The following is a 23426-nucleotide window of genomic DNA, read 5'->3' on the forward strand; positions in this document are numbered from 1 at the left end:
TCCCGCCGGGGATGGTCTCGTGCAGCTGGACGGGTGCAGCTGCGAGGATGCGGTAGCGTAGTAGCAGAGGGAAAAATCCCGTCGGGCCCCGCCCGGCGGAAACGCACAAGCGTCTCGTGGGAGTCGCCACTTCTTCATCGAAGGAGTGTGCCCATGTACGACCCCACGACCTCGTCGGCCGAAGCGGTCCCACCGGCCCCACCGCAGCGTCTTCGCGACGCGTGGATTCCTCTGGCCGGCCTCTCGGCGGTTTTCCTGTTCGAGATGCTCGACAACTCCGTCTTGAACGTCGCGCTTCCGACCATCGGGCGCGAGCTGACGGCGTCCACCGCGTCGCTGCAATGGATCTCCGGCGCGTACTCGGTCGCGTTCGGTGGCCTGATGCTGCTGTTCGGCGCGGTCGCGGACCGTGTCGGCCGGCGTCGGGTGATGCTCGTCGGCCTGACGCTTCTCGCGGTCGCGAGCATCCTGACCCTGTTCGTCACCTCGGTGGAACAGCTGATCGCCGTGCGGGCTCTGATGGGGGTCGCCGCGGCGATGACGACGCCGGGATCGATGGCGTTGGCGTTCCGCCTGTTCGACGCGGACGATCTGCGCGTGCGCGCCCTGACGGTCATCTCGACCGCGGGGCTGGTCGGCCTGGCCGTCGGGCCCACCATCGGCGGGTTCGTGCTCGCAGTGGCACCGTGGCAGGTGCTCATCGTCGCCAACGCGCCCATCGCGGTGATCGCCTTCCTCGGGATCCGCGCCGGGATCGCCCCCGATCGCCGAACCGAGCTCCACCGCGACCCCGTCGACGTGATCGGCGCCGTGCTGGGTACGGCGACCGTCGTCGGGGTCCTCCTCACACCGACCCTGTTCGTCGCCGGCACCGACGTCGCTCCGGCCTGGGGCGCTGCGGCAGTCACCGGGGCCGCAGCGGTCGGCTTCGTAGCCCGAGAGCGCACCGCGCGCCACCCGCTGCTGGATCTCGATCTCGTCGCACAACCGCTGGTCGCCAGCGGTCTGGCCTACAAGGCGGCGGCCGGCCTCGCGATGGCCGGGCTGTCGTACCTGGTCACGCTGCAGCTGCAGTTCGCGTGGGGGTGGCCGCCGGCCCTCGCCGCCGTCGGCACGCTGCCGCAGGTCGTGGTGCTCCTCGCGAGTGGCCGCTTCGTCGGTCCGTTCGTGAAACGCACGGGCCTCGATCGAGCGGCCTGGATGAGCGCTGCCGCCGTGGTCACCGGTCTCGCCGTGTTCGCGCTCCTCGGCCGATTCGGCTACCCCTGGGTGCTGGTCGCCCTCGTGCTCGTCGCCGCCGGGATGCGGGTGGTCGGCGTCGTCGCCGGAAACAACGTGCTCCGCGGCCTCCCCGGGGACCGCACCTCCATCGGGGCAGCCCTGGTCGACACGGCGAGCGAGATCGCGACCGCCGTCGGGATCGCCGCGACCGGCACGATCCTCGCCGCTCTCGTCGGCGGCAGCATCGCGACGACGGCCTTCACGTCGGATCAGCTCGCGTCCTTCCAGCAGGCGATCCTCATCGCGGGCCTGGCCATCACCGCCCTCGCGGCCGCCCTCGTCTGCCTCGGCATCCACCGTTCGCGCCGCACCCTCGCCCAGCCCACCACCCAGGAGCCCTCCCATGTCTGACCCCATGCCCCGCCCTCCCTTCGATCCCGAACTCAGCACCTTCCTCACCGCCCTCGAGGCACGCGGGCAGTTCACCCTGACCACCGAGATGCTGCCCCGGATGCGCGGACTCGACATCACCGAAGAAGCCCTCGACGAGCGGCTGCTGTCCCGCGGGTACGAGCGGCGAACACTCACCGTGCCCGGCCACCTCGGGGATCCGATCACCCTCGCGGTCATCCAGCGGATCGGCCGCACTGGAGCCACGAGCGCGGTGTACACGATCCACGGCGGCGGGATGATGTTCGGCCACCACCTCGGCAACCTCGACTCCTACGACGACTGGCTGCTGAACGACCACGACGTCGTGCTCATCAGCATCGACTACCGGCTCGCCCCCGAACACCCCGACCCGTACCCGGTCGAGGACTGCTACGCCGGACTCGTCTGGGTGCACGCCCACGCCGACGAACTCGGCATCGACCCCGAGCGCATCGTGATCGCCGGGCAGAGCGCCGGCGCCGGGCTCGCCGCCGGCACCGCGCTGCTCGCTCGCGACCGGAAGGGGCCGGCGCTCCTGGCGCAGATCCTGGTCTCGCCCATGCTCGACGACCGCGACTCCACCGTGTCGACGAGGCAGATCGACGGTGTCGGGGTCGCGGATCGGCAGATGACCCGCTTCGGCTGGGACGCCTACCTCGGCTCCCGCCGCGGCGGCGAGGACGTCTCCGTCTACGCCGCTTCGGCGCGGGCGACCGACCTCTCCGGACTCCCGCGCACCTACATCGACTGCGGCAGCGCCGAGGTCTTCCGCGACGAGACGGTCGCCTACGCCAGCGGCCTGTGGGCTGCCGGTGGTGACGCGGAGCTGCACGTGTGGCCGGGCGCGTTCCACGGCTTCACGAGCATGATGCCGGCCGCTGCCCTCTCGCTGTGCGCCACCGCGGCTCTGGCCGACTGGACCCGGCGACTTCTCGATCCGGGTGCCCGCTGAGGAATCCCTCCGCGGGCGCATCGAGGGCCCCGTCCGATCAGGTCGCAGGGCGGGAGAAGAGGTTGACGAGGTTGCCGTCGGGGTCCCGGAAGAGAGTGGATCTGTTGCCCCAGGGCATGGTCGTCGGCGGCAGGGTGACATCGTCGAGGACGTCGCGGAGGCGTTCGAATTCGGCATCGACGTCGTCGACGAGGAACTCGATGATGATCGAGTCGTTGCTGGCCGGCTTCGGCGCGTGGTCGCCGAGCATGGCGACCGTCGCCGTGCTCGCGATGGCCACCGTGCCCGTGGTCGTGCGCAGTTCTGCGAACACGGGAGCCGGCCGCGTGGCCGTGATCCCGGTCACCGCCTCGTAGAAGCGGGCGAGGCGGTCGACGTCGTGGGTGATGATGCGGATCGATGCGAGTTCCATGGTGTCCTTCCAGCCGCGCCATCCGGCCCGGCGTGATCATCCTGGGCGACCCGGGCGACACCGTCGTGTCGGTGTTTCAGGAGATGGTCGAGTCCGGACCCACCGCTCGCAGCCGTCCTTCGACGATGCCGAGATCCTCCGCCCGGAGCGGCCGACGCGGCGCACGCTCGATCAGCGGCTCGGCCCGCACGATCCGGTCGCCGCGGAACGCGCGGAGACCGTCCCTGAGCCGGCACCATCCGATCAGGTACCAGCTGTCGCCCTTGCCGACGAACCCCATCGGTTCGACGTCCCGCTCGGTCGAGCCACCGTCACGGTCGGTGTACGAGATCCGCAGAACCTGTCCGGTCCGCAGGGCTGCGGCGAGACCGGGTGGCGCTCCGGTCGGCTTCTCGTCGCCGAGCAGGTGGATGCGGGCAGCCAGCTCCGCCGTCTCCGTCAGCCTGTGATCGTCCGTGACGGCGACGACCTTGCGGAGAGCCGACGCCGCCGAATCCCGGAACGGGCTCGTCGCCAGCGCACCGAGGGCGATCATCACGGCGAGAGCTTCGTCGACCGTGAACCCGAGTGGGGCGAGGGTATGGGTCGTGTCCAGGCAGTATCCGCCCGTGCGGCCGGGTTCGGCCCAGATCGGCACGCCGCCCTGTTGCAGCGCCGACAGGTCCCGTTCGATGGTTCGCGAACTGACGCCGAAACGGTCGGCGAGCCACCGAGCACTTCGAGGTCGTGGCGCCACGGCCCGCAGCTCCTCCACGAGCGCGTAGAGCCGGTCGGTGCGAGTCACCCCTCGACCTTAACCATCTAGGGGGTCAGGATGCGCTGGAAGAGCATGTGGTCCTGCCAGCGCCCCGCGATGCGGAGGTACTGCGGCGCGAGCCCGAAGCGGGTGAAGCCGCAGCGCTCCAGCACCGACTGCGACGAGCGGTTGTGCACGAGGGTGCCGGCCTGGATCCGGTGGAGCCCGAGCTCGTCACGCGCCAGGTCGGCGGTCGCTCCGACGGCGGCCGTCATCAGGCCCCGGCCGGCGAAGCGGGCGTCGATCCAGTACCCCAGGTTCGCGCTCAGGAACGGGCCGCGCACGACACCCGAGAGATTCACCCGGCCCACGATGCGCGACCCCTCCACGAGCACCAACGGCACTCCCGTCCCCGTCTCCTGCTCGTGCAGCACCCGCTCGATCTCGGACTCCTGTCCCGCGCGGGTGAAGAAGGCCTCGGTTCGTGTCGGATCCCACGGCGCCAGGTGGTCGCGGTTGTCGCGGTAGGCGTCGGCCAGGGCCGTCGCGTCGCCGATCGACAGGGGTCTGAGGATCACTCCCCCGCCCAGGTGCATGTCAGAGGTCACCCCGAGACCCTAGCGGGCGAGCGGCGGGGGCGGGGCCGTCGTCGCGCGGCGGACGAGGCGGGTGGGGAGGGTGATGTGGGTGCGGGCCGGGGTCTCGCCCGCCATCAGGCCGATCAGGAGCTCGGCCGCCGAGGCGCCGATCGACTGCATGGGCTGGCGCACCGTGGTGAGGGGCGGGTTCAGGCGCGCCGCCTCGGGCACGTCGTCGAAGCCGACCACCGAGAGGTCGCCCGGCACGTCGAGGCCGAGCTCCGCCGCCGTCTGGATGGTCGCGATCGCCGAGAGGTCGTTCGCCGCGAAGACCGCGGTGGGCCGGTCGGGCGAGGAGAGCAGCGACGTCGCCGTCTCCCGCGCGATCTCCTTCTCGTAGAGGCCGACCCGCACGAGCGCCGGGTCGAACGGGATGCCCGCCTCCTCCAGCGCGCGCCGGTACCCCGCGTCGCGGAGGTTCGACGAGCGGAGGTCGGGGCGGCCGGCCACGAACGCGATCCGCCGGTGCCCGAGCTCGATCAGGTAGCGGGTGGCCAGGAGGGCGCCGCCGAAGCTGTCCGACTCCACCGTCGGCAGGTCGGCGCGGCCCGTGTGCGGGTCGACCGCGACGATCGGCACGTCGGCGGTCACCCCCACGACCGTCGGCGTCACGAGGATCGCTCCGTCGATCAGCGTGCCGCTCAGCCGGCTCAGCGAGCGGCGCTCCCACCCCGTGCTGTTGTTCTGCCTCGACCCGCTGTAGGCGAGCAGGTCGTAGCGCGAGTCGTGCAGCGCGGCGGCGACGCCCTTGAGGATCTCGGCGCTGAACGGCTCGAAGTCGGCCACCAGCACCCCGATCACACCGGTCCGCCGCGAGCGCATGCTGCTCGCGATCAGGCTCGACTCGTAGCCGAGCTCCTCCACCACCTGCAGCACCCGCTGCGTGGTCTCGCTCGAGATGCCGTAGCGCCCGTTGACCGCCTTGGACACCGTCGACACCGACACGCCCGCCGCCGCGGCGACGTCGTGGATGGTCGGCCGCCCGCTCACGACCGCACCGCCAGCGAGAACGAGGTCGCCGTGACGACCTCCGACGACGGCCCCACCGCGACCGGCCCGACCCACGCTCCCACAAAATCGCGCCCGGGCGAGGGGGCCAGTCCGGCCAGGTCGACCGGGGCGAACAGGGCCCCGTCGACGGATGCGCGACCGCTCAGCCCGTCCACCGAGAGCTCCAGGCGCACGGCCCCGCCATCGCGCGCCGTCCCCGAGGCGAACACCACCCGCTCCCCCGGCGTCACCCGGGTGCACCGCACCACCCCGTCCCCGTCGACCGACAGCTCCAGCAGCGCCCGTTCGGACACCCGCAGCAGCAGCCCGCCCCGCACCCCCGACCCCGCCGGCACCCGGATCGTCACCGCGACGTCCACGCGCTCCGCCGGCAGCCGCCGCCCGAGGAACGAGCGCTCCCCCACCGACGTCGGCTCCCCGCCGCCGCGCAGCCGCACCTCACCGCCTGACACGAGCGTCGCGAACGACGACGGATGCCGCCCGATCCCGTTCCAGTCGAGGTCGAGCACCCCGTCCCCGAATCCCTCCACGACGAGCGGATGCGCGACCGGATGCTCTACCGGCGCAGAGACGTCAGCACCGGTCGACACCTCCGCCTGCACCCGCCCCACGCCGGGCGCGAACAGCGGCCGTCCGTCCTCCCACTCGACCGGCACGAGGCACGTCTCGCGCCCGAGCAGCCCCTCCCGCACGGCGCCGTCGTGGCCCGGGACCGGTCGCGTCGCGAGCAGCGTCGCCCACCAGGCGCCCGTCGCATCCTGAACCAGATCGGCGTGCCCCACGGCCGCGAACTCCTCGCGCCGCCCCAGATCGCGGTGCGTCAGCCGCGGGTTGCCCGGGTCGCCGAGGTACGGCCCGGTGATCTCGTCGCTGTACGCCACGACGACCGCGTGGTCCTCGGCGGTGCCGCCCTCGGCGGTCAGCAGCAGCCACCCGCCTCCCGGCCGGCTCAGGATGCGCGGCCCCTCGGCCCAGACGGCGCCCTTCATCGCCCCGCCCCAGATCACCGCCGGCGACCCCAGCGGCTGGAAGGTCGCGGGGTCGAGCTCCACGAGCCAGACGTCGGTCTGCCCGGGGTAGGACGCGGACGCCGCGGGCTGCGTGCCGGTGAGCCACAGCCGTTCCCCGTCGACCGTGAGGCACGGGTCGATGCCGCCGACCCCGTCGATCCAGACCGGATCCGACCAGGGGCCCCGCGCATCCGTCGCCGTCACGGCGAAGTGCCCGGTACGCCCGCCCCACGACCCGTCGTCGGGCCCGACCACCGTGCAGACCACCACGAGACGGTCGCCGACCACCCGCACCGAGGGCGCGAACAGACCGCGCGACGACTCCAGGCCGGCGAGGTCGAGCTGCCCGGGCCGCTCGATCGCGTGCCCCACCTGCCGCCACCCGATCAGGTCGCCGGAGACGTGCACGGGCAGCCCCGGCAGGTATTCGAAACTCGAGGTGACCAGCACGAACTCGTCGCCGAAGCGGCACACGCCCGGGTCGGGGTGGCAGCCGGGCAGAACCGGATTGCGGTAGCGGGCCATCGTCGGCTCCTCTCGATGATGGCTCACTCTAGCCCCAGGGAAAACAGTTTCGAAAACGTTTGACGATCGGGTTGGGTGCAGGTGACACTGAGTGCGCCCGGCCGAGCCGGGACCCCGACCACCCATCCGTCCACAGCGGATGCATCTCAACGAAGAGAGAGCAGGTTGCACTCATGAAACGCTCGAAGATCCTCACCGGATGCGCGGCGATCGCCCTCAGCGCGCTGGCCCTGTCGGGCTGCGCCCCGAGCTCCGGCGACTCCGCCGACGGCGGCACCACGCTGACGTTCTGGCACAACTCCACCACCGGCGACGGCAAGAAGTACTGGGAGGACACCGCGGCCGCCTTCGAGAAGGCGAACCCCGGCGTCACCATCGAGGTGCAGTCGCTGCAGAACGAGGAGATGGACGGCAAGCTGCAGACCGCCCTGAACTCGGGCGACGCCCCCGACGTCTTCATGGCGCGAGGCGGCGGCAAGCTCGCCGACGTCGTCAAGGCCGGCCAGGCGATGGACCTCAGCGACGGCATCTCCGCCGACGCGAAGGCGGCCGTCGGCAGCTCGCTCTCGGCCTTCGAGGTCGACGGCAAGAACTACGGGATGCCCGTCTCGGTGCTCCCGTCGGGCATCTTCTACTCCTCCGACCTGTTCACGCAGGCCGGCGTGACCACTCCCCCGGCGACCATCGCCGACCTCGAGGCGGCCGACGAGAAGCTGAAGGCGGCGGGCATCGATCCCATCGCCGTCGGCGCCAAGGACGCCTGGCCCGCCGCGCACTGGTACTACAACTTCGCGCTGCGCGCCTGCTCGAAGGACGTGCTCGACACGGCCGCCGAGAGCCGCAAGTTCGACGACCCGTGCTGGCTGAAGGCCGGTGAGGACCTGCAGGCCTTCATCGACACCGCTCCCTTCAACGACGGCTTCCTGACCACCGCCGCCCAGCAGGGCGCCGGATCGTCCGCCGGCCTGCTCGCCAACAAGCAGGCGAGCATGGAGCTGATGGGCGCCTGGGACCCCGGAGTGATCACCTCGCTCACCCCCGACGAGAAGCCGCTGGCCGACCTGAAGTGGTTCCCGTTCCCCGAGGTCGAGGGCGGCGACGGTGAGCCCGGCGCGATGATGGGCGGCGTCGACGGATTCTCCTGCTGGGTGAACGCCCCGAAGGAGTGCGTCGACTTCCTGAACTTCATGGTCGAGCAGTCGAACCAGGAGGCCTACGCCGACGCGTTCCAGACGCTGCCCGCCTCGCAGGACGCCCAGAGCGTCGTCACCGACCCGGCTCTGAAGGACGTTCTCGCCTCATACAACGATGCTCCCTACGTGGTCGTCTGGCTCGACACCCTCTACGGGCAGAACGTCGGCAACGCGCTGAACGTCGCCGTCGTGGACATGTTCGCCGGCAAGGGCGATGCGGAGAGCATCGTCAGCGCCGTGAACGACGCCGCGGCGAAGTCCTGAGGCGGGCGCCGTGGCTACCGTGACCGCACCCCCGCTGACGCCGACACCGACGCCGACGCAGGCGCCGTCGACGGGAGCCACGGCGCGCCGTCGCCGCTGGGCGACCCGGGGTGAACTGGCCCTGCTCCTCGGGCCCGCCCTGATCGTCTTCTGCGGCTTCGTCATCCTGCCGGTGGCGATGGCGGCGTACTACGGATTCTTCAGCTGGTCGGGCTACGGCCCGGCGGTCGACTTCGTCGGGATCCGCAACTACGTCACCATCCTGACCGATCCCGACTTCCACGAGGCGCTCGGGCACAACGTCTTCATCGTCGTGATGTCGCTCGTGCTGCAGGGCCCGATCGCCCTGGGGCTCGCGCTCCTCCTGAACCGGAAGCTCCGCTTCCAGTCGGTCATCCGGGTGCTGATCTTCGTGCCCTACGTCATCTCCGAGGTCGTGGTCGGGCTCGGCTGGGGTCTCATGCTCCAGTCGAGCGGGGCGGTGAACGGCCTGCTCGACAAGGTCGGGCTCGGTGCCTTCGCCTCGGACTGGATCTCGGAGCCCGGCCGGGCCATCTGGACCCTGCTCGTCATCATCACCTGGAAGTACATCGGCTTCGCCGTCATCCTCTTCCTCGCGGGGCTCCAGGGCATCCCCGAGGAGCTCTCCGAGGCGGCGGCGATCGACGGGGCCTCGTTCTGGCAGATCCAGCGGCACATCGTGCTGCCGCTGCTCGGCCCGACCGTGCGCATCTGGGCGTTCCTGTCGATCATCGGCTCGCTCCAGCTGTTCGACCTGGTCTGGATCATCTGGGGCCAGTACGTCGCCTCCACCGCCGGCACCTCGACGATGGCCACCTACATGGTCGCCAACGGCCGCAACGCCGGCAGCTACGGCTACGGCAGCGCCGTCGCCGTCGTGATGTTCCTCATCTCCCTCGCCGTGGCGCTCGTCTACCAGCGCTTCGTGCTGCGCCGCGACACCGCGGGCGCCCTCACCGGAAGCAGCAAATGATGGCAACCCCCACCCTGCAGAAGCCGGTGACGGAGTCGGCGACGACCCGGCGCGCGCCGGCCGCATCCGCCGCCCCCGTCGGCAGCGGCCGCCGTTCGAGCAGCCTCGCGATCTACTTCGTCGCCCTCGTGCTGATCGGCCTGATGCTGGCGCCGGTCGCCTACATCATCCTCGGCGGCTTCCGCTCGAACTCCGAGATCACGCTCGACCCCTCTGGCCTGCCGGGCGAGTGGAACTGGGCCAACTACGGCGACGTGCTCGCCAGCGGCGTGTTCTGGGGACAGGTGGCGAACTCGACCATCGCGGCCGTCGCCACCACCCTGTTCGTCGTCGTGCTCGGGCTGATGGCGGCGTTCGCCCTCTCGCGCTACGCCTTCCGGGGCCGCGGGGCGGTCTACGCCCTGTTCACCGCTGGGCTGATGTTCCCGATGACCGTCGCGATCACGCCGCTCTACATCCTGGTGCGCGACCTCGGCCTGATGAACTCGCTCGCGGGCGTGATCGTGCCGCAGATCGCGTTCGGCCTGCCGGTGACGATCATCGTGCTCGTGCCCTTCCTCTCGGCCATCCCGAAGGAGCTGCAGGAGGCGGCGTCGATCGACGGCTGCAGCCGGCTCGGCTTCTTCTGGCGGATGGTGCTGCCGCTCTCGGTGCCCGGCGTGATCACCGTCGGGATCCTCGCCTTCGTGGCCAGCTGGAACTCGTACATGCTGCCGCTGTTCATCCTGAACAACGACGCCGCGTTCACGCTGCCGCTCGGCACGCAGGCCTTCGCCTCGCAGTACTCGGTCGACACGGCGAAGGTGCTCGCCTTCACCTCGCTGTCGATGATCCCCGCCCTGATCTTCTTCAGCCTCTTCGAGCGGCGCATCGTGGGCGGTCTCACGGGCGCCGTCAAGGGCTGACCCCCCACTCTCTCGACCTGAAAGCGAACCCCGTCGTGACCACTCCCCTCCCCGCCTCCGACCGTGTGCACGGGCTGCTCGCCCAGATGACGCTCGAGGAGAAACTCGCCCAGCTCGTGGGCTTCTGGGTCGACCAGAGCGACGACGCCGTCGCCCCGATGGCCGGAGACATGAACGCCGGCGGCCTCTACCGCGACGCCGTCGAGCACGGCATCGGCCACCTCACGCGGGTGTACGGCACCCGCCCGATCGACCCCGTCGAACGCGCGGAATGGCTCTGGGCCGAGCAGCGGCGGCTGATCTCGGAGACCCGGCTGGGCATCCCGGCCCTCGTGCACGAGGAGTGCCTGACCGGTCTCGCCGCGTGGAAGGCGGCCACCTTCCCGACGCCGCTGGCCTGGGGCGCCGCGTTCGACCCCGAGCTGGTCGAGCAGGTCGGGGCGGCGATCGGGCGCTCGATGCGCGAGGTCGGCGTGCACCAGGGGCTCGCCCCGGTGCTCGACGTCATCCGCGACCCGCGCTGGGGCCGGGTCGACGAGTGCATCGCCGAGGACCCGTACGTCGTCGGAACCATCGGCACCGCCTACGTGCGGGGCCTCCAGGACGCCGGCGTGCACGCGACGCTTAAGCACTTCGCCGCGTACTCGGCCTCGCAGGCCGGCCGCAACCACGCACCGGTGCACGTCGGGGCCCGCGAGCTCGCCGACGTCTTCCTGCCGCCGTTCGAGATGGCGATCCGCGAGGGCGGCGCCCGCTCGGTGATGAACTCCTACAGCGAGATCGACGGCGTGCCGGTCGGCGCGAACGCCGCCCTGCTCACCGGGCTGCTCCGCGACGGGTGGGGCTTCGACGGCACCGTCGTGTCCGACTACTTCTCGGTCGCCTTCCTCGAGACCATGCACGCCGTCGCCGCCGACCGCGGCGAGGCGGCCCGGCTCGCCCTCGAGGCCGGCATCGACGTCGAGCTGCCGAGCGGCGACGCCTACCTCGCGCCGCTGGCCGAGGAGGTGCGCGCGGGCCGCGTGCCCGAGAGCCTGATCGACCGCTCGGTGCTGCGCGTGCTGGGCGAGAAGGAGGAGCTCGGGCTCCTCGACGAGACCTTCGAGTCGGCTCCCACCGCCATCGACCTCGACGATGCCGAGCACCGGATGCTCGCCCGGCAGCTCGCCGCCGAATCCGTCGTGCTGCTGACGAACGACGGCGTGCTCCCGCTCGCGGATCCCTCCCACGGCGCTCAGTCCTCCCGGATCGCGGTGATCGGGCCGAACGCCGACTCCGCCGAGGCGCTGATGGGCTGCTACTCCTTCGTCAACCACGTGCTGGCGCACCACCCCGGGACGCCGATGGGCATCGAGATCCCGACCGTGCGCGCGGCCCTCGCGGCGGCGCTCTCGGGCACCGTGACCTTCGAGCCCGGCTGTGACGTCGAGGGAGACGACCGCTCGGGCATCGCCGCGGCGGTCGAGAGCGCCCTGGCGGCGGAGGTGGCGGTCGTCGTCGTCGGCGACCGGGCCGGCCTGTTCGGCCGCGGCACCGTGGGCGAGGGCAACGACGTCGAGAGCCTCGAGCTCCCCGGGGTGCAGCGGGAGCTCGTGCAGGCGGTCGTCGCGTCGGGCACGCCGGTGGTGATGGTGGTCGTCACCGGCCGGCCCTACGCGATCGACTGGGCGATCTCGGGCGCCGAGCGCCCTGCGGCGGTGCTGCAGGCGTTCTTCCCGGGCGAGGAGGGCGGCACGGCTCTCGCGGACGTGATCTCGGGAGCCGTGTCGCCGAGCGGGCACCTGCCCGTCTCGTTGCCGCGCTCGGCCGGGGCGCAGCCGTTCGGCTACCTGCACCCGATCCTCGGCGGGCCGTCCGAGGTGACCAGCGCCGACAGCACCCCCGTGCTGCCGTTCGGGCACGGCCTGAGCTACACCACCTTCGAGCGCTCGGAGCTCACGGCCGACGCCGAGGTGACGGCCGGCGACGCCTTCGGGGCCTCGGTGCGCATCCGGAACACGGGCGAGCGCGCGGCGACCGACCTCGTGCAGCTCTACGCCCGTGACCTCGTGGGCAGCATCACCCGGCCCGTCGCGCAGCTGCTCGGCTACCAGCGGGTTGCGCTGGAGCCGGGCGAGGAGGCCGTCGTGCGCTTTCGGGTTCCGACCACGCGGCTCGCCTTCAGCGGGCTCGACCTCACGCGCATCGTCGAGCCGGGCGCCGTCGAGCTCTGGGTCGGCCCCTCCTGCGCCGAGCGCGAGACCGAGGCGGCGATCGAGATCGTGGGGGCCGTGCATCCGGTGACAGTCGACGACGAGCTGCTCGTGGCCGTCGAGGTCGAGCGGATGCCCGCCCGCGCGGTCGCGCAGGCCTGACCCGCGGGGCGCCAACCTGACGCCGCGGGGTGCCCCCGGGCGACATAATGAGTCGACATCTGTCGTCGTGGACGACGGGACCCGTCTTTTGTGAGCCTGAGAGGCACCCTGTGCGCCGTCGCATCCCGGCCATCATCGCCGCCGCCCTACTCGTCGTGGCAGGCGTGTCGGCCGCCCCACTGAGCGCCGCGGCCGACACCGTGCCGTTCCCGCCGCTCTCGCCCTTTCACAACGTGGTCGGCTCGATCGACACGATCGAGTTCGTGGCAGGCAAGGGCCTGGTGGCCACCGGCTGGGTGATCGACACGAGCGATCCCCGGGCGGTGCAAGGCTTGGAGTACCAGGTCGGCTATCCCGACGGACGCACCGGCTGGGGCGGGGGCTTGGGCGGGAACGGCCTCCCCCGTCCCGACGTCGCCGCGGTCTACCCCGACGCCGGCCCGAACCACGGCTTCCGTACCGAGCTGGGCTACTACGAGGCGATCGGCACCTACAAGTTCTGCGCCGAGGCGTCGTTCGAAGCCTTCGCCTGCAAGACGGTCTCCTTCGAGGGGGAACGGATATCGGGCACGTTCGAGTCCCTCTCCCTGGACCTCGCGCCGACGCCCGCGCAGATCCGAATGCAGGGCTGGACCAGCGACACCTGGCTCGGCCATGGCTCTCCGACAGGTGGTGCGTTCGTGCCCCTGAACTATTCCATCGACTTCGTCCCGCTCTCCGGGCCGGGGTCGACGACGGACTCCGGCGCCTGGCACCACGACCTCTCGAGCGGCGCGTCGTCCGACCGGCCGGACGTGCGTGCCGCGCATCCGTCCACCCCGGGAGTGATGGGGTTCGACGATCATGTCGATATCGACGACGCCGGTCGGTACACCGTCTGCGTGACCCCGCAGCCCTACTTCGCCGATTACCGCAACGCGAGCGTCTCCCCGCTCGGCTGTCGGAGCATCGACGTGCGCACGGTCGAGGGAACAGCCCGCGTTCTGACCGGAACGGCCGAGCCGGGAGGGACGATCACGGCGTCGGCGACGACGTGGACCCCGGCACAAGCGACCGATGCCATCTCGTGGGTCCGTTCCGGCAACGGGACGGCCGGCGTGGAGCTGCCCGAGCTGCGCGGGTCCACGAGCTATCCGGTCTCGACGGCCGACGTCGGGCACTGGGTCAGCCTCTACGAGACGGCGAGCGCTCCGGGTCTGCTCCCGCTCCGGACATGGGCCGGGATCGGGCCGGTCACGCTGCCAGGTGTCGAGACCTCCCGGATCGCCGGAGACGACCGCTACGCGGTCTCGGTGGCGACGAGTCTCGCGCGGTTCCCCGATGCGACGGCCGGCGCTCCCGTCGTGTACGTGGCCTCCGGCCAGTCGTTCCCCGACGCCCTCGCGGCCGGTCCGGCGGCCGCCGAGCAGGGTGGATCGCTGCTCCTGACCACGGGGGCCGACCTGCCTCCTGTCGTCGCCGCCGAGATCACCCGGCTGCACCCCGCCTCGATCGTCGTCGTGGGCGGAGAGGCGTCCGTGTCGGCGTCGGTGCAGAAGGCACTCGCCCGGCTCGCCCCGACCACCCGGATCGGGGGCGCCGACCGCTACGAGACGTCCCGGCTGCTGCTGGCGTCGGCGTTCCCCGACGGTGCCGACCGCGTCTTCGTGGTCACGGGCCGAGGCTACGCGGATGCGCTGCCGGCCGGTGCCGCGGCAGCATCGCTGGGCGCGCCCGTGCTGCTCGTCGACGGGGGCGCGTCATCTGCCGACACAGCGACTCGCGCCGCCCTGGCCTCGGGTGGAACCAGCACGGCGACCGTCGTCGGGGGCGTGAACGCGGTCAGCGCGGGAGTCGCGGCGACGCTCGGTGCGAAGATCTCGGTCGAGCGGATCTCGGGCGCCGATCGTTTCGCGAGCGCCGTAGCGCTGAACCGCTCCGTACACAGCTCGGCCGACACCGTGTACATCGCCACCGGGATGAACTTCCCCGACGGCCTCACGGGCGGGGCGCTCGCCGGCAGCCTCGGGGCGCCGCTCTACCTCAGCCAGTCCGGCTGCCTGTCGAGCGAGGTCATCGACGACATCCTGTCGCTGCACGCGACGTCGGCGGTGCTGCTCGGCGGCCCGGCTGCGATCAGTTACCCGGTCGAGGGGCTGTACGCCTGCTGATCGGGGGTCAGCGGTGGTGGGAGATCAGCGGGGCTGGGCGGCGAACTCACCCCAGAGGCGGTCGGTGAAGGCGCCGGGCGGGAGGGGCGGTGAGCCCGATGCGTCCGGCGGGGGCGGGGTCTGTGTGGTGGCCGGCGTGTCGGCGAGCTCGGCGAGGTGCTGCAGGAGCGCGCGGGCGACGCGGTCGTTCTCGCGGAAGGCGACCGCGTTCGTGCGGGGGCGGGAGAAGGCGCCGACGAACGGGGAGTTCGTGTAGGGGCCGATGGCGTAGCTGCGGCCCGAGGGTTCGTCGGCCTGCAGCACGCGACGGTCGTCGGGGCGCACGGCGAGGCGACCGGTCGGGGCGCGGTAGGCCGGGTCGTGGGCGACCTCCTCCACCGCGGCTCCGGCGTCGAGGAGAGCGCGCAGCAGCGCGTTGTCGCTGCGGGCCACGCTCGTGTCGGGCAGGCGGGCGTCGACCAGGGCACTGGCGGTCACGACCTCGGCGTGGTTCTCGGAGCTCGCGCGGAACACCCCGCCCTCCTCGTCGGCCTCGACCCGGAGGCCGGCGCCGAGGAACCGCACGACTCCCGCCTCCGAGAGCGCGAGCAGCTCCTCGAGGCGGTGCGCGGGCGGCCCGCTGGCGATGAAGCTGAACCAGCCGAGCCACCAGCCGTTGATGTCCTCCACGCGGGAGCGCGCCGTCCAGGTGGGCGACGAGACGATCTCGGCGAGCGCGAACAGGGAGGTCAGCAGCGCGATGAACAGGCCGAGAGTGGCGCTGTGCTCGGGCAGGGTGCGCAGCCGCAGGTCGCGCTCGATGTACTCGCGTACCCGGTGCTGCAGTGCCTCGGCGCCGTCGGGCCCGTCGTCGCGCACGCCGTCGAGCGGGCGGTCGAGCTGCGGCAGGAAGAGGCGGTCGAGCTCGTCGATCACCGTCCGCTCGATCAGCGCCGTCAACTCGGCGGCGTCGCGCCGCACCCGCTCCTCGTCGGCGGCGTCGGCGAACACCGGGTCGGCGAAGCCGCGACCGCGCGTCCCCCCGACCGGTGCCGTCGCGTCGGTGGCGGTGGCGGTGGCGACGATTGAGGCCCGCGGGTCGAGCGCCTCGAAGCGCGCCGCGAACTCCGGCCAGCCGATCCGCACGCGCTCCGGGTGCCCCGTGACCAGCTCACGGTAGTAGCCCCAGAGCATCTCCTGCGCGATCAGCGGCCAGACGTCGGCCGCGAAGTCGAGCGTGGCGCGCGAGGCCGCGAGCCCGGCCGCGATCGCGGGCGTGAAGAAGCGCCCGGCCGGCGCCTCCCCGGCGAGGGTCGAGCCGATCTTCGAGTGGTACGGCACGCCCCGTCGTGAGCCGATCAGGATGCGCGGCTCCCGCCCCGAGGGCTCGTAGCGGAGCCGTCCGGCGTCCGTCGTGAATCGCCCGCCGCGGCCCTCGGTCAGCAGCACGATCAGGTCGACCGCCGCGAGCCCGAAGCCGCGCACGATCACGCGCTGGCCGGGCACGATCGCGCGCGTGTCGGCGTCGGCCGTGAAAGCCGGCGGGAGGTAGTAGAGCTCCCGGCGCCGCGCGAAGTCGATCAGCCGGGCGTGCTCGGGCTGCGGATCGGCGCCCGTGTGACCCAGGGAGTACAGCACGAGGTCGACCGTGAGCGCCCGGCCCCGCTCGAGGCCCACCCGGCGGCGGCCATCCGGGAGCTCGGTCACCGCGGAGGCCCTCGACCGGTGCTCGCGCACCTGGACGCCCGGCCCGAGGGCGTCGAGCGCCTCCTCGTAGAACCAGCGGAGGTAGAGGCTCTGCAGGCGCCTGGTCGGGAAGCTCGCCGGACCGAGGTGCCGCAGCTCGGCGCGGAGGGCGTCGTCGAGGCGGTCCTCCGGCACGCGGATGCTCCCCCCACGCACCCGCTCCGCCCACTCGATCAGCGAGGGCCCGGGGCGGACGGGCCCGTCGATGGTGGAGGTCTCGTCGGTGAACATGGTGACGTCGGCCGCCATCGAGTTGAGCTTCAGCAGCGGCGACTGGTCGTGGCGCCAGATGCGGCCCGGGCCGGCGGGGTGCGGATCGATCAGGTGCACCACCAGCGACGGGCCGCCGTCGCGGGTGCGCCGATCGGGCCCCCAGAGCTCGTCGAGGTTCGCGGCCAGGCGTTCGAGCACGCCGACGCCCCGCGGCCCGGCGCCGACGACGGCGAGGGAGACGGGTGCGGCGGGGCGGGAGGGGGCCGGGATGCGTGCGGACATGCCCCGAGGATCGCCCGCGCATCCGCCCGATGCGAGCACTGTGACCAACCATGACGCAGGTGACGCTTTGTGAACCGGATTCGTTGGCGACCGGCCCCGGACGCACCTAACGTCGGGCCATCGGCAGCGCTCGGCAACGAACGGGACGGCGCTCGGCAACGAAAGAAGGAACCCCATGCCCATCGAATTCCTCGGCATCGCCGCGACCAACGACGGCAGCGAGACCCGTGCCCGCAGCGGCGCGAGCTTCGACAAGGAGTACACGCTGCGCCTCGCCCGGGCCCACGAGGACACCGGCTGGGACCGCGTGCTCTTCGCCTACCACTCCGGTTCGCCCGACCCCGCGACCGCGGCGGCGTACGTCGCCTCGAAGCTGGACAAGCTGCAGATCCTGCTCGCGCACCGGCCGAACGTGTCGTACCCCACCTACGCGGCGAAGGTCATCGCGACCCTCGACCAGATCAGCGACGGCCGCCTCACGGTGCACATCATCACGGGCGGGTCGAGCGCCGACCAGGCCGCCGAGGGCGACTTCCTCACGAAAGACGAGCGCTACGAGCGCACGGGCGAGTACATCCGCATCCTGAAGCAGGCGTGGACGAGCAAGGAGGCGTTCAGCTTCCACGCCACGCACTACCGCTTCGACGACTTCGTCAGCGACGTCTGGCCCGTGCAGCAGCCGCGGCCCGACATCTCGTTCGGCGGCTCCTCCCCCGCGGCCTACGCGATCGGCGCGGCCGAGAGCGACATCTACGCGCTCTGGGGCGAGCCGCTCGCGAGCACGGCCGAGCAGATCCGCACGATCACGGATGCGGCGCTCGCCGCGGGTCGCCCCTCGCGTCCGCGCCTGCAGGTGGCCTTCCGGCCGATCCTCGGGGCGACCGAAGCGCTCGCGTGGGAGAAGGCCGAGCGCATCCTCGGCCGGATCGAGGAGCGGAGCGGCGTGCTCGGCGCCGCTGCCGGCGACCTCAAGAACCCCGAGAACGCCGGATCGCAGCGGCTGCTCTCGATCGCCGAGCAGGGCGACCGCTACGACCGGGCGCTCTGGACGAAGGTCGCCGCCGCCTCGGGCGGACGCGGCAACTCGAACGCGCTCGTGGGCACGCCCGAGACGGTCGCGGCGGCGCTGCTCGACTACGTCGACCTCGGTGTGGACATCATCTCGGCGCGCGGCTACGACTACGTCGACGACACGATCGACTTCGGGCGGTACGTCATCCCGATCGTGCGCGAGGAGGTGGCGCGGCGGGATGCGGCGGCGGCCTCGGCGTCAGGCTCCGCCTCAGACGACGCCGACTCCGCTCGCGCCGACGCCGGCTCCGACTCCGACTCCCGCGAGGAGGACTCCCGTGCCGCAGCCTGACGAGTTCCGCTACGTCGCCGCCGACGACCCGCTGGCCCTCCCCCTCCTCACCGAGCTGGCCGAGGAGTACGACGCCCGCTACGGCGACGCCTGGGGCGAGCCCGCCTCGACGGAGATCAACCGCTACCCGGTGGCCGAGTTCGCTCCCCCGCACGGCGCCTTCGTGCTCCTCCTGCGCGACGGCGTGCCGATCGCCGGCGGCGCCTTCAAGACCTTCGACCCCGACACCACCGAGCTCAAGCGCATCTGGACCTCGAAGCACCACCGCCGCCAGGGCCTCGCCCGCCGGGTCGTGGCCGAGCTCGAGGACGAGTCGCGCCGCCGCGGCTTCGCCCGCGTCTACCTCACGACCGGCCCCCGTCAGCCCGAGGCGCAGCGCCTCTACGCCGAGACCGGCTACACGCCCCTGTTCGACACGACGCTCACGGCCGAGGAGGTCGTCATCCACGGCTTCGCCAAGTCGCTGAGCGGGCAGCCGCTCGACATCGAGGACATCCGGCGCCGGCACGACGAGTCGCTCGAGCACTTCTACGCGGCGCTGCCGAACCGTCGGCTGGGCGCCGGACGGTCGGAGGTGACCGCATGAGCGGGCTGTCGACCCGTGAGCGGTCCGCGGAACCGGGCGGCCGAGCATCCGTCGCCCTGCCCGTGAGCACCGGTGACGCCACGGCGGCCGGCACCCCCGGCACCCCGCTGCCCCCGGGTATCGACCTCAAGCGCCTGGCCGAGCGCCCCGTCGTGCCGCTGCGCCACCCCGTGCGCTGGGTGATCACCGCCGTCGTGCTCGTGCTGCTGCTGAATTTCGTGCAGACGCTGTTCACGAACCCGGCCTGGGAATGGTCGAAGGTGGGCACCTGGCTGTTCGCCCCCGCCATCCTGAAGGGGCTGCAGCTCACCCTGCTCGCCACCGCGATCAGTGCGGTCGTCAGCTTCCTCGGCGGCATCGTCGTGGCGCTCGGACGCATCTCGGGCAACCCGGTGCTGAGCACGCTGAGCTGGCTGTACATCTGGCTGTTCCGCTCGGTGCCGCTGATCCTGGTGCTGATCTTCCTGTTCAACCTCGGCAACCTGTACCCCACGATCGGCATCGGCGTGCCGTTCGGGCCGCAGCTCGAGGTGCCGACGTTCACGCTGCTCTCCTCGCTCGCGCTCGGCGTGATCGGGCTCAGCCTCAGCGAGATCGCGTACAGCGCCGAGGTGGTGCGGTCGGGCATCCTGGCCGTCGACCAGGGTCAGCACGAGGCCGCGAAGGCACTCGGCATCCCCTCGCGGCGCCAGTTCACGCGCATCGTGCTGCCCCAGGCGCTGCGCTCGATCGTGCCGGCCTACGTGAACCAGATCATCGGGCTGCTGAAGGCGAGCTCGCTGCTGTTCTACGTGTCGCTGCTGGATCTCTTCGGCGTGGTGCAGAACCTCGGCAGCACCTACCCGACAGACATCATCCCGCTGCTCGTGGTGGCGACGATCTGGTACCTCGTGCTGACGAGCGTCATCTCGGTGGTGCAGTACTACATCGAGCGGTTCTACGCCCGGGGGTCGGTGCGGGTGCTGCCGGCGACGCCGTGGCAGCGATTCCGCGGTGGCGTGCGGCAGCTGAGCCGTCGGCCCGCAGCCCGCCCGCACGAACCGAGGGAGGTCGTATGAGCGCCGCGATCGAGATCCACAACGCCACGAAGTCCTACGGCGACCGCACCGTGCTGAAGGGCGTCGACCTCACCCTCGCCGCCGGCACCGTGACGGTCATCCTCGGCCCGAGCGGTTCGGGCAAGTCGACCCTGCTGCGCGCGATCAACCACCTCGAGAAGCTCGACGAGGGCTACGTCGCGCTCGGCGGCGAGCTGATCGGCGTCACCGTGCGCGGCGACCGCCTCAAGGAGCGCCGCGAACGCGACATCCTCCGCCAGCGCTCCCGCATCGGCTTCGTCTTCCAGAACTTCAACCTCTTCCCGCACATGACCGTGCTCGAGAACGTGGTCGAGGCCCCGATCGCGCAGGGGGCCAAGGCTCCGGATGCGCGTGCCCGCGCCCTGGCCCTGCTCACCCGTGTCGGGCTCGCCGACAAGGCCGGCGCCTACCCGCGGCAGCTCTCGGGCGGCCAGCAGCAGCGCGTGGCGATCGCTCGCGCCCTCGCCCTGGACCCGGAGGTGCTGCTGTTCGACGAGCCCACCTCCGCGCTCGACCCGGAGCTCGTCGGGGAGGTGCTGCAGGTCATCCGCACCCTGGCCGGCAGCGGCAAGACGCTCGTCGTCGTGACGCACGAGATCGGCTTCGCCCGCGAGGTGGCCGACCACGTGGTGTTCATCGACGAGGGCGAGATCCTCGAGCAGGGTCCGCCCGGCACCGTGCTCTCAGCGCCGCAGCACCCGCGCACCCGGGACTTCCTCGACAAGGTGCTCGCCTAGCGACAGCGCCCCTCTCCCCCCTTTCCCTATCTCACCATCACCATCACCATCACAGCGAAGGACACCCCATGCAGCACTCCACCCCCACCCGCCTCCGAACGCTCGGAGCCCTCGCCACGGCGGCGCTCCTCGTCACGAGCCTCGCCGCCTGCGCCTCGGACGCCTCCGCCTCCGGCTCCTCGGCCGCCCCCGACGGCACCGTCACCGTCGGCGCGTTCTCGAACGGTGCGGCGACCGAGACGTCGATCGAGGTGTCGACGGTCGAGAGCATCCGCGAGACCCTGCCTGCGGAGGTTCTCGACAGCGGCGAACTCGTGATCGGCGTCGGCGCCCTGCCCGCCGGTTTCCCGCCGCTCGCCTTCACCGGCGACGACAACGAGACCCTGACCGGCGCCGAGCCCGACCTCGGCCGCCTGGTCGCCGCGGTCTTCGGACTGAAGCCCGTGGTGCAGAACTCCACCTGGGACAACCTCTTCGTCGGCATTGACACCGGCGCCACCGACGTCGGCTTCTCGAACATCACCGACACCGAGAAGCGCAAGGAGAAGTACGACTTCGCCTCGTACCGCGGCGACAACCTGGCCTTCCAGGTGCTCGCCTCGAACGACTGGGACTTCGACGGCGACTACGAGAACCTCGACGGCCTGACCGTCGCGGTGAGTGCCGGCACGAACCAGGAGAAGATCCTCTCGGAGTGGAAGTCGAAGCTCGAGGCCGAGGGCAAGACGCTCGAGATCCTCTACTTCCCCGATGCGAACAGCACGACGCTCGCCCTGAACTCAGGCAAGATCGACGCCTCCTTCGGCCCGAACCCGGGCATCTCGTACCAGAACACCATCTCGGAGGGCGGAGCGAACCCCACCCGAACCGCCGGCACCTTCTCGGGCGCGGGTGAGACCCTCGACGGCCTGATCGCCGCGACGGTGAAGAAGGACTCGGGCCTCGCCCAGCCGGTGGCGGATGCGATCAACCACCTCATCGAGAACGGCCAGTACGACGAGTGGCTGGCCGCGTACGACCTCGAGAACGAGGCCGTCGAGACCTCGCTCGTCAACCCGCCCGGTCTGCCGCTCGACAACAGCTGAGCGGCTCCCGGCGCCGAGCCCTCGACCGCTCTCAGCGGTCGGGGGTTCGGTGTTTCTCGGGCTCATTCCCGTCGGATGTAAACGAGCATTCATCAGCTGTTTCTGATAGAATCTCAGTATGACTTCAGCCGCCCGCATCCTTGAGATGGCCGCCGCCGTCTGCGGCCGTTCCGGCGCGGGTCTGGCCGGTCTCGGCGACGACGAGCTGCTCCGATTGATGGCCGCCTACGAGGCCCTCGGGCGCGCGGTGTCGGCGCAGCAGGTTCGGTTTGCGGGTGAGGTCGGGGTGCGGTCGCGCACCGAGCTGGGCGACGAGGGGCTGAGCCGGTCGCAGAACTTCACGACCCCGGTCGCGCTCGTCGCCAAGGTGACAGGCGCGTCGGCGCGGGCGTGCAAGGCCCGGCTCGAGCTGGGGCGCAAGCTGCGAGGCGCGGTGCTGCTGGGTGGTGGCGAGGGGCCGGCGCCGTTCCCGGTGGTCGCCCGCGCGCTCGACGACGGTGTGCTCGGCGTGGAGGCCGCGACGTCGATCGTGGGGCGGTGCAACGAACTGGCCGATCGGGGATGTTCGGCCGACGTGGTGGCGACCGCCGAGGAGACTCTCGTCGACCAGACCATCGCGTGCCGGTTGTCGGCCGATGAGACGGCCAAGCTCGCCATCCGCCTCCGCGAGGTGCTCGACCCGGATGGCGCCGAACCGCGTGACGAGGTGCTGCAGCTGCAGCGGTCGTTGACGATCGCGCTGGCGCCGGATGGGATGTACCGGGGGACGTTCGCGCTGGCGCCGGAGCAGGGCGGGGTGTGGCTGTCCAGTATCCGGGCGTTGCAGAGCCCGCGCGTGGCCGGGCCACGGTTCGTCGATGGCGACGAGTACGTGATCGCCGATGGTCGCACTCAGGCGCAGAAGAACGCCGACACGATCACTGAACTGATCGCCCGCGCTGCCGGGGCCGACGACATGCCCCGCATCAACGGGGCAATCGCCACCGTCAACGTGCACATGACCCTCGACGATCTCGAGAAGGGTCACGGGGTCGGGTGGATCGACGGCATCGACCAGCCCGTTCCCGCTTCCACCGTCGAACAGCTGCGGTGCAACTCCCCCATCACCGCCACTCTGTTCGGCGACAAGGGCGAGGTGCTCTACCACGGCAAGACGAAGCGGCTCTTCACGGCGGCGCAGAACCGGGCACTAGCGGCGCGGGATGGCGGCTGCGTGTGGCCCTCCTGCGACAGGCCACCGTCGTTCTGCGAGACGCATCATGCGAACGAGTGGGTTTCGGACGATCATCCACCTGGCAGAACCGACATCGACAACGGCGTCCTTCTCTGCCACTTCCACCACTCCCATCTGCACAAATCACCGTGGAAACTGACGATGCAGGAAGGCACACCGCATCTCATTCCACCGAGGTGGGTCGACACGGAACAGAAGCCGATTCCGACTACCCGTCGACGCACCATCCAGCGACCCGCCGCCTAGCCAGCCACGGTCTCCGAGGGCAAGCGCGAAGCGCGCGGCAGCACCCCACGGCTACCGCGCGCTGACGCGCTTGCCCACG

Annotated in this window: 19 protein-coding genes; 13 read left to right on the forward strand and 6 right to left on the reverse strand. The window is 71.5% G+C overall.

Annotated elements, in window-relative coordinates:
• Nucleotides 1–153: 153 nt before the first annotated feature.
• Together BJ984_RS16430 and BJ984_RS16435 are read left to right on the forward strand one after the other, a co-directional pair.
• Nucleotides 154–1632, forward strand: a complete 1479-nt coding sequence (locus BJ984_RS16430; RefSeq protein ID WP_179548913.1) for an MFS transporter — start codon at nt 154–156, stop codon at nt 1630–1632.
• A complete protein-coding gene (locus tag BJ984_RS16435; RefSeq protein WP_179548914.1) occupies nt 1625–2605 on the forward strand; it encodes an alpha/beta hydrolase in 981 nt (326 codons plus the stop codon). Before BJ984_RS16430 ends, BJ984_RS16435 begins: the two co-directional genes overlap by 8 nt.
• A 37-nt stretch (nt 2606–2642) precedes the next feature.
• On the opposite strand, the gene BJ984_RS16440 is transcribed toward BJ984_RS16435, so the two are convergent.
• The 5 genes from BJ984_RS16440 to BJ984_RS16460 form a co-directional block, all read right to left on the reverse strand.
• Nucleotides 2643–3017 (reverse strand): VOC family protein, encoded by a 375-nt coding sequence (locus BJ984_RS16440; protein ID WP_179548915.1) that lies wholly within the window; start codon nt 3015–3017, stop codon nt 2643–2645.
• A gap of 76 nt (nt 3018–3093) precedes the next feature.
• Nucleotides 3094–3801, reverse strand: coding sequence for a helix-turn-helix transcriptional regulator (locus BJ984_RS16445; RefSeq protein WP_179548916.1), 708 nt, complete (start codon nt 3799–3801; stop codon nt 3094–3096).
• Nucleotides 3802–3818: 17 nt separating this feature from the next.
• Nucleotides 3819–4349, reverse strand: coding sequence for a GNAT family N-acetyltransferase (locus BJ984_RS16450; RefSeq protein WP_179549524.1), 531 nt, complete (start codon nt 4347–4349; stop codon nt 3819–3821).
• A gap of 21 nt (nt 4350–4370) precedes the next feature.
• Nucleotides 4371–5381, reverse strand: coding sequence for a LacI family DNA-binding transcriptional regulator (locus BJ984_RS16455; protein ID WP_179548917.1), 1011 nt, complete (start codon nt 5379–5381; stop codon nt 4371–4373).
• Entirely contained in the window at nt 5378–6937 is a 1560-nt protein-coding gene (locus BJ984_RS16460; protein WP_179548918.1) for a glycoside hydrolase family 43 protein, read from the reverse strand. Before BJ984_RS16460 ends, BJ984_RS16455 begins: the two co-directional genes overlap by 4 nt.
• Before the next feature lie 173 nt (nt 6938–7110).
• Between BJ984_RS16460 and BJ984_RS16465 the strand changes: the two genes are divergently transcribed.
• From BJ984_RS16465 to BJ984_RS19135, 5 genes are all read left to right on the forward strand, one after another.
• A complete protein-coding gene (locus BJ984_RS16465; protein WP_179548919.1) occupies nt 7111–8394 on the forward strand; it encodes an extracellular solute-binding protein in 1284 nt (427 codons plus the stop codon).
• Nucleotides 8395–8428: 34 nt separating this feature from the next.
• On the forward strand, nt 8429–9388 hold the full coding sequence (locus BJ984_RS16470) for a carbohydrate ABC transporter permease (RefSeq protein WP_218870610.1): 960 nt from the start codon (nt 8429–8431) through the stop codon (nt 9386–9388).
• On the forward strand, nt 9385–10293 hold the full coding sequence (locus tag BJ984_RS16475) for a carbohydrate ABC transporter permease (protein WP_373877430.1): 909 nt from the start codon (nt 9385–9387) through the stop codon (nt 10291–10293). Before BJ984_RS16470 ends, BJ984_RS16475 begins: the two co-directional genes overlap by 4 nt.
• Before the next feature lie 35 nt (nt 10294–10328).
• Nucleotides 10329–12647 (forward strand): beta-xylosidase/alpha-l-arabinosidase, encoded by a 2319-nt coding sequence (locus BJ984_RS16480; protein ID WP_373877429.1) that lies wholly within the window; start codon nt 10329–10331, stop codon nt 12645–12647.
• Nucleotides 12648–12757: 110 nt separating this feature from the next.
• Complete coding sequence (locus BJ984_RS19135; RefSeq protein WP_179548922.1) at nt 12758–14797, forward strand: cell wall-binding repeat-containing protein; 2040 nt, start codon at nt 12758–12760, stop codon at nt 14795–14797.
• A gap of 24 nt (nt 14798–14821) precedes the next feature.
• Here the strand turns inward: BJ984_RS19135 and BJ984_RS16490 are convergent, their stop codons facing one another.
• Nucleotides 14822–17017, reverse strand: a complete 2196-nt coding sequence (locus BJ984_RS16490; RefSeq protein WP_179548923.1) for an FAD/NAD(P)-binding protein — start codon at nt 17015–17017, stop codon at nt 14822–14824.
• Between the two features lie 175 nt (nt 17018–17192).
• On the opposite strand from BJ984_RS16490, the gene BJ984_RS16495 reads away from it, so the two are divergent.
• The 6 genes from BJ984_RS16495 (at nt 17193) to BJ984_RS16520 (ending at nt 23347) form a co-directional block, all read left to right on the forward strand.
• On the forward strand, nt 17193–18380 hold the full coding sequence (locus BJ984_RS16495; protein WP_179548924.1) for an LLM class flavin-dependent oxidoreductase: 1188 nt from the start codon (nt 17193–17195) through the stop codon (nt 18378–18380).
• Nucleotides 18367–18966 carry a GNAT family N-acetyltransferase gene (locus BJ984_RS16500; protein WP_271206516.1) on the forward strand — a complete coding sequence of 200 codons (600 nt, stop codon included), beginning with the start codon at nt 18367–18369 and terminating at the stop codon, nt 18964–18966. Before BJ984_RS16495 ends, BJ984_RS16500 begins: the two co-directional genes overlap by 14 nt.
• Complete coding sequence (locus BJ984_RS16505) at nt 18963–20024, forward strand: amino acid ABC transporter permease (RefSeq protein WP_179548926.1); 1062 nt, start codon at nt 18963–18965, stop codon at nt 20022–20024. Before BJ984_RS16500 ends, BJ984_RS16505 begins: the two co-directional genes overlap by 4 nt.
• A complete protein-coding gene (locus BJ984_RS16510) occupies nt 20021–20782 on the forward strand; it encodes an amino acid ABC transporter ATP-binding protein (RefSeq protein ID WP_179548927.1) in 762 nt (253 codons plus the stop codon). The genes BJ984_RS16505 and BJ984_RS16510 overlap by 4 nt, the downstream gene beginning before the upstream one ends.
• A 68-nt stretch (nt 20783–20850) precedes the next feature.
• Entirely contained in the window at nt 20851–21867 is a 1017-nt protein-coding gene (locus BJ984_RS16515) for a transporter substrate-binding domain-containing protein (RefSeq protein WP_179548928.1), read from the forward strand.
• Nucleotides 21868–22012: 145 nt separating this feature from the next.
• Nucleotides 22013–23347, forward strand: a complete 1335-nt coding sequence (locus tag BJ984_RS16520; protein ID WP_179548929.1) for an HNH endonuclease signature motif containing protein — start codon at nt 22013–22015, stop codon at nt 23345–23347.
• Nucleotides 23348–23426 lie beyond the last annotated feature (79 nt).

This window comes from Herbiconiux flava (genome assembly GCF_013409865.1).
GTDB lineage: Bacteria > Actinomycetota > Actinomycetes > Actinomycetales > Microbacteriaceae > Herbiconiux > Herbiconiux flava.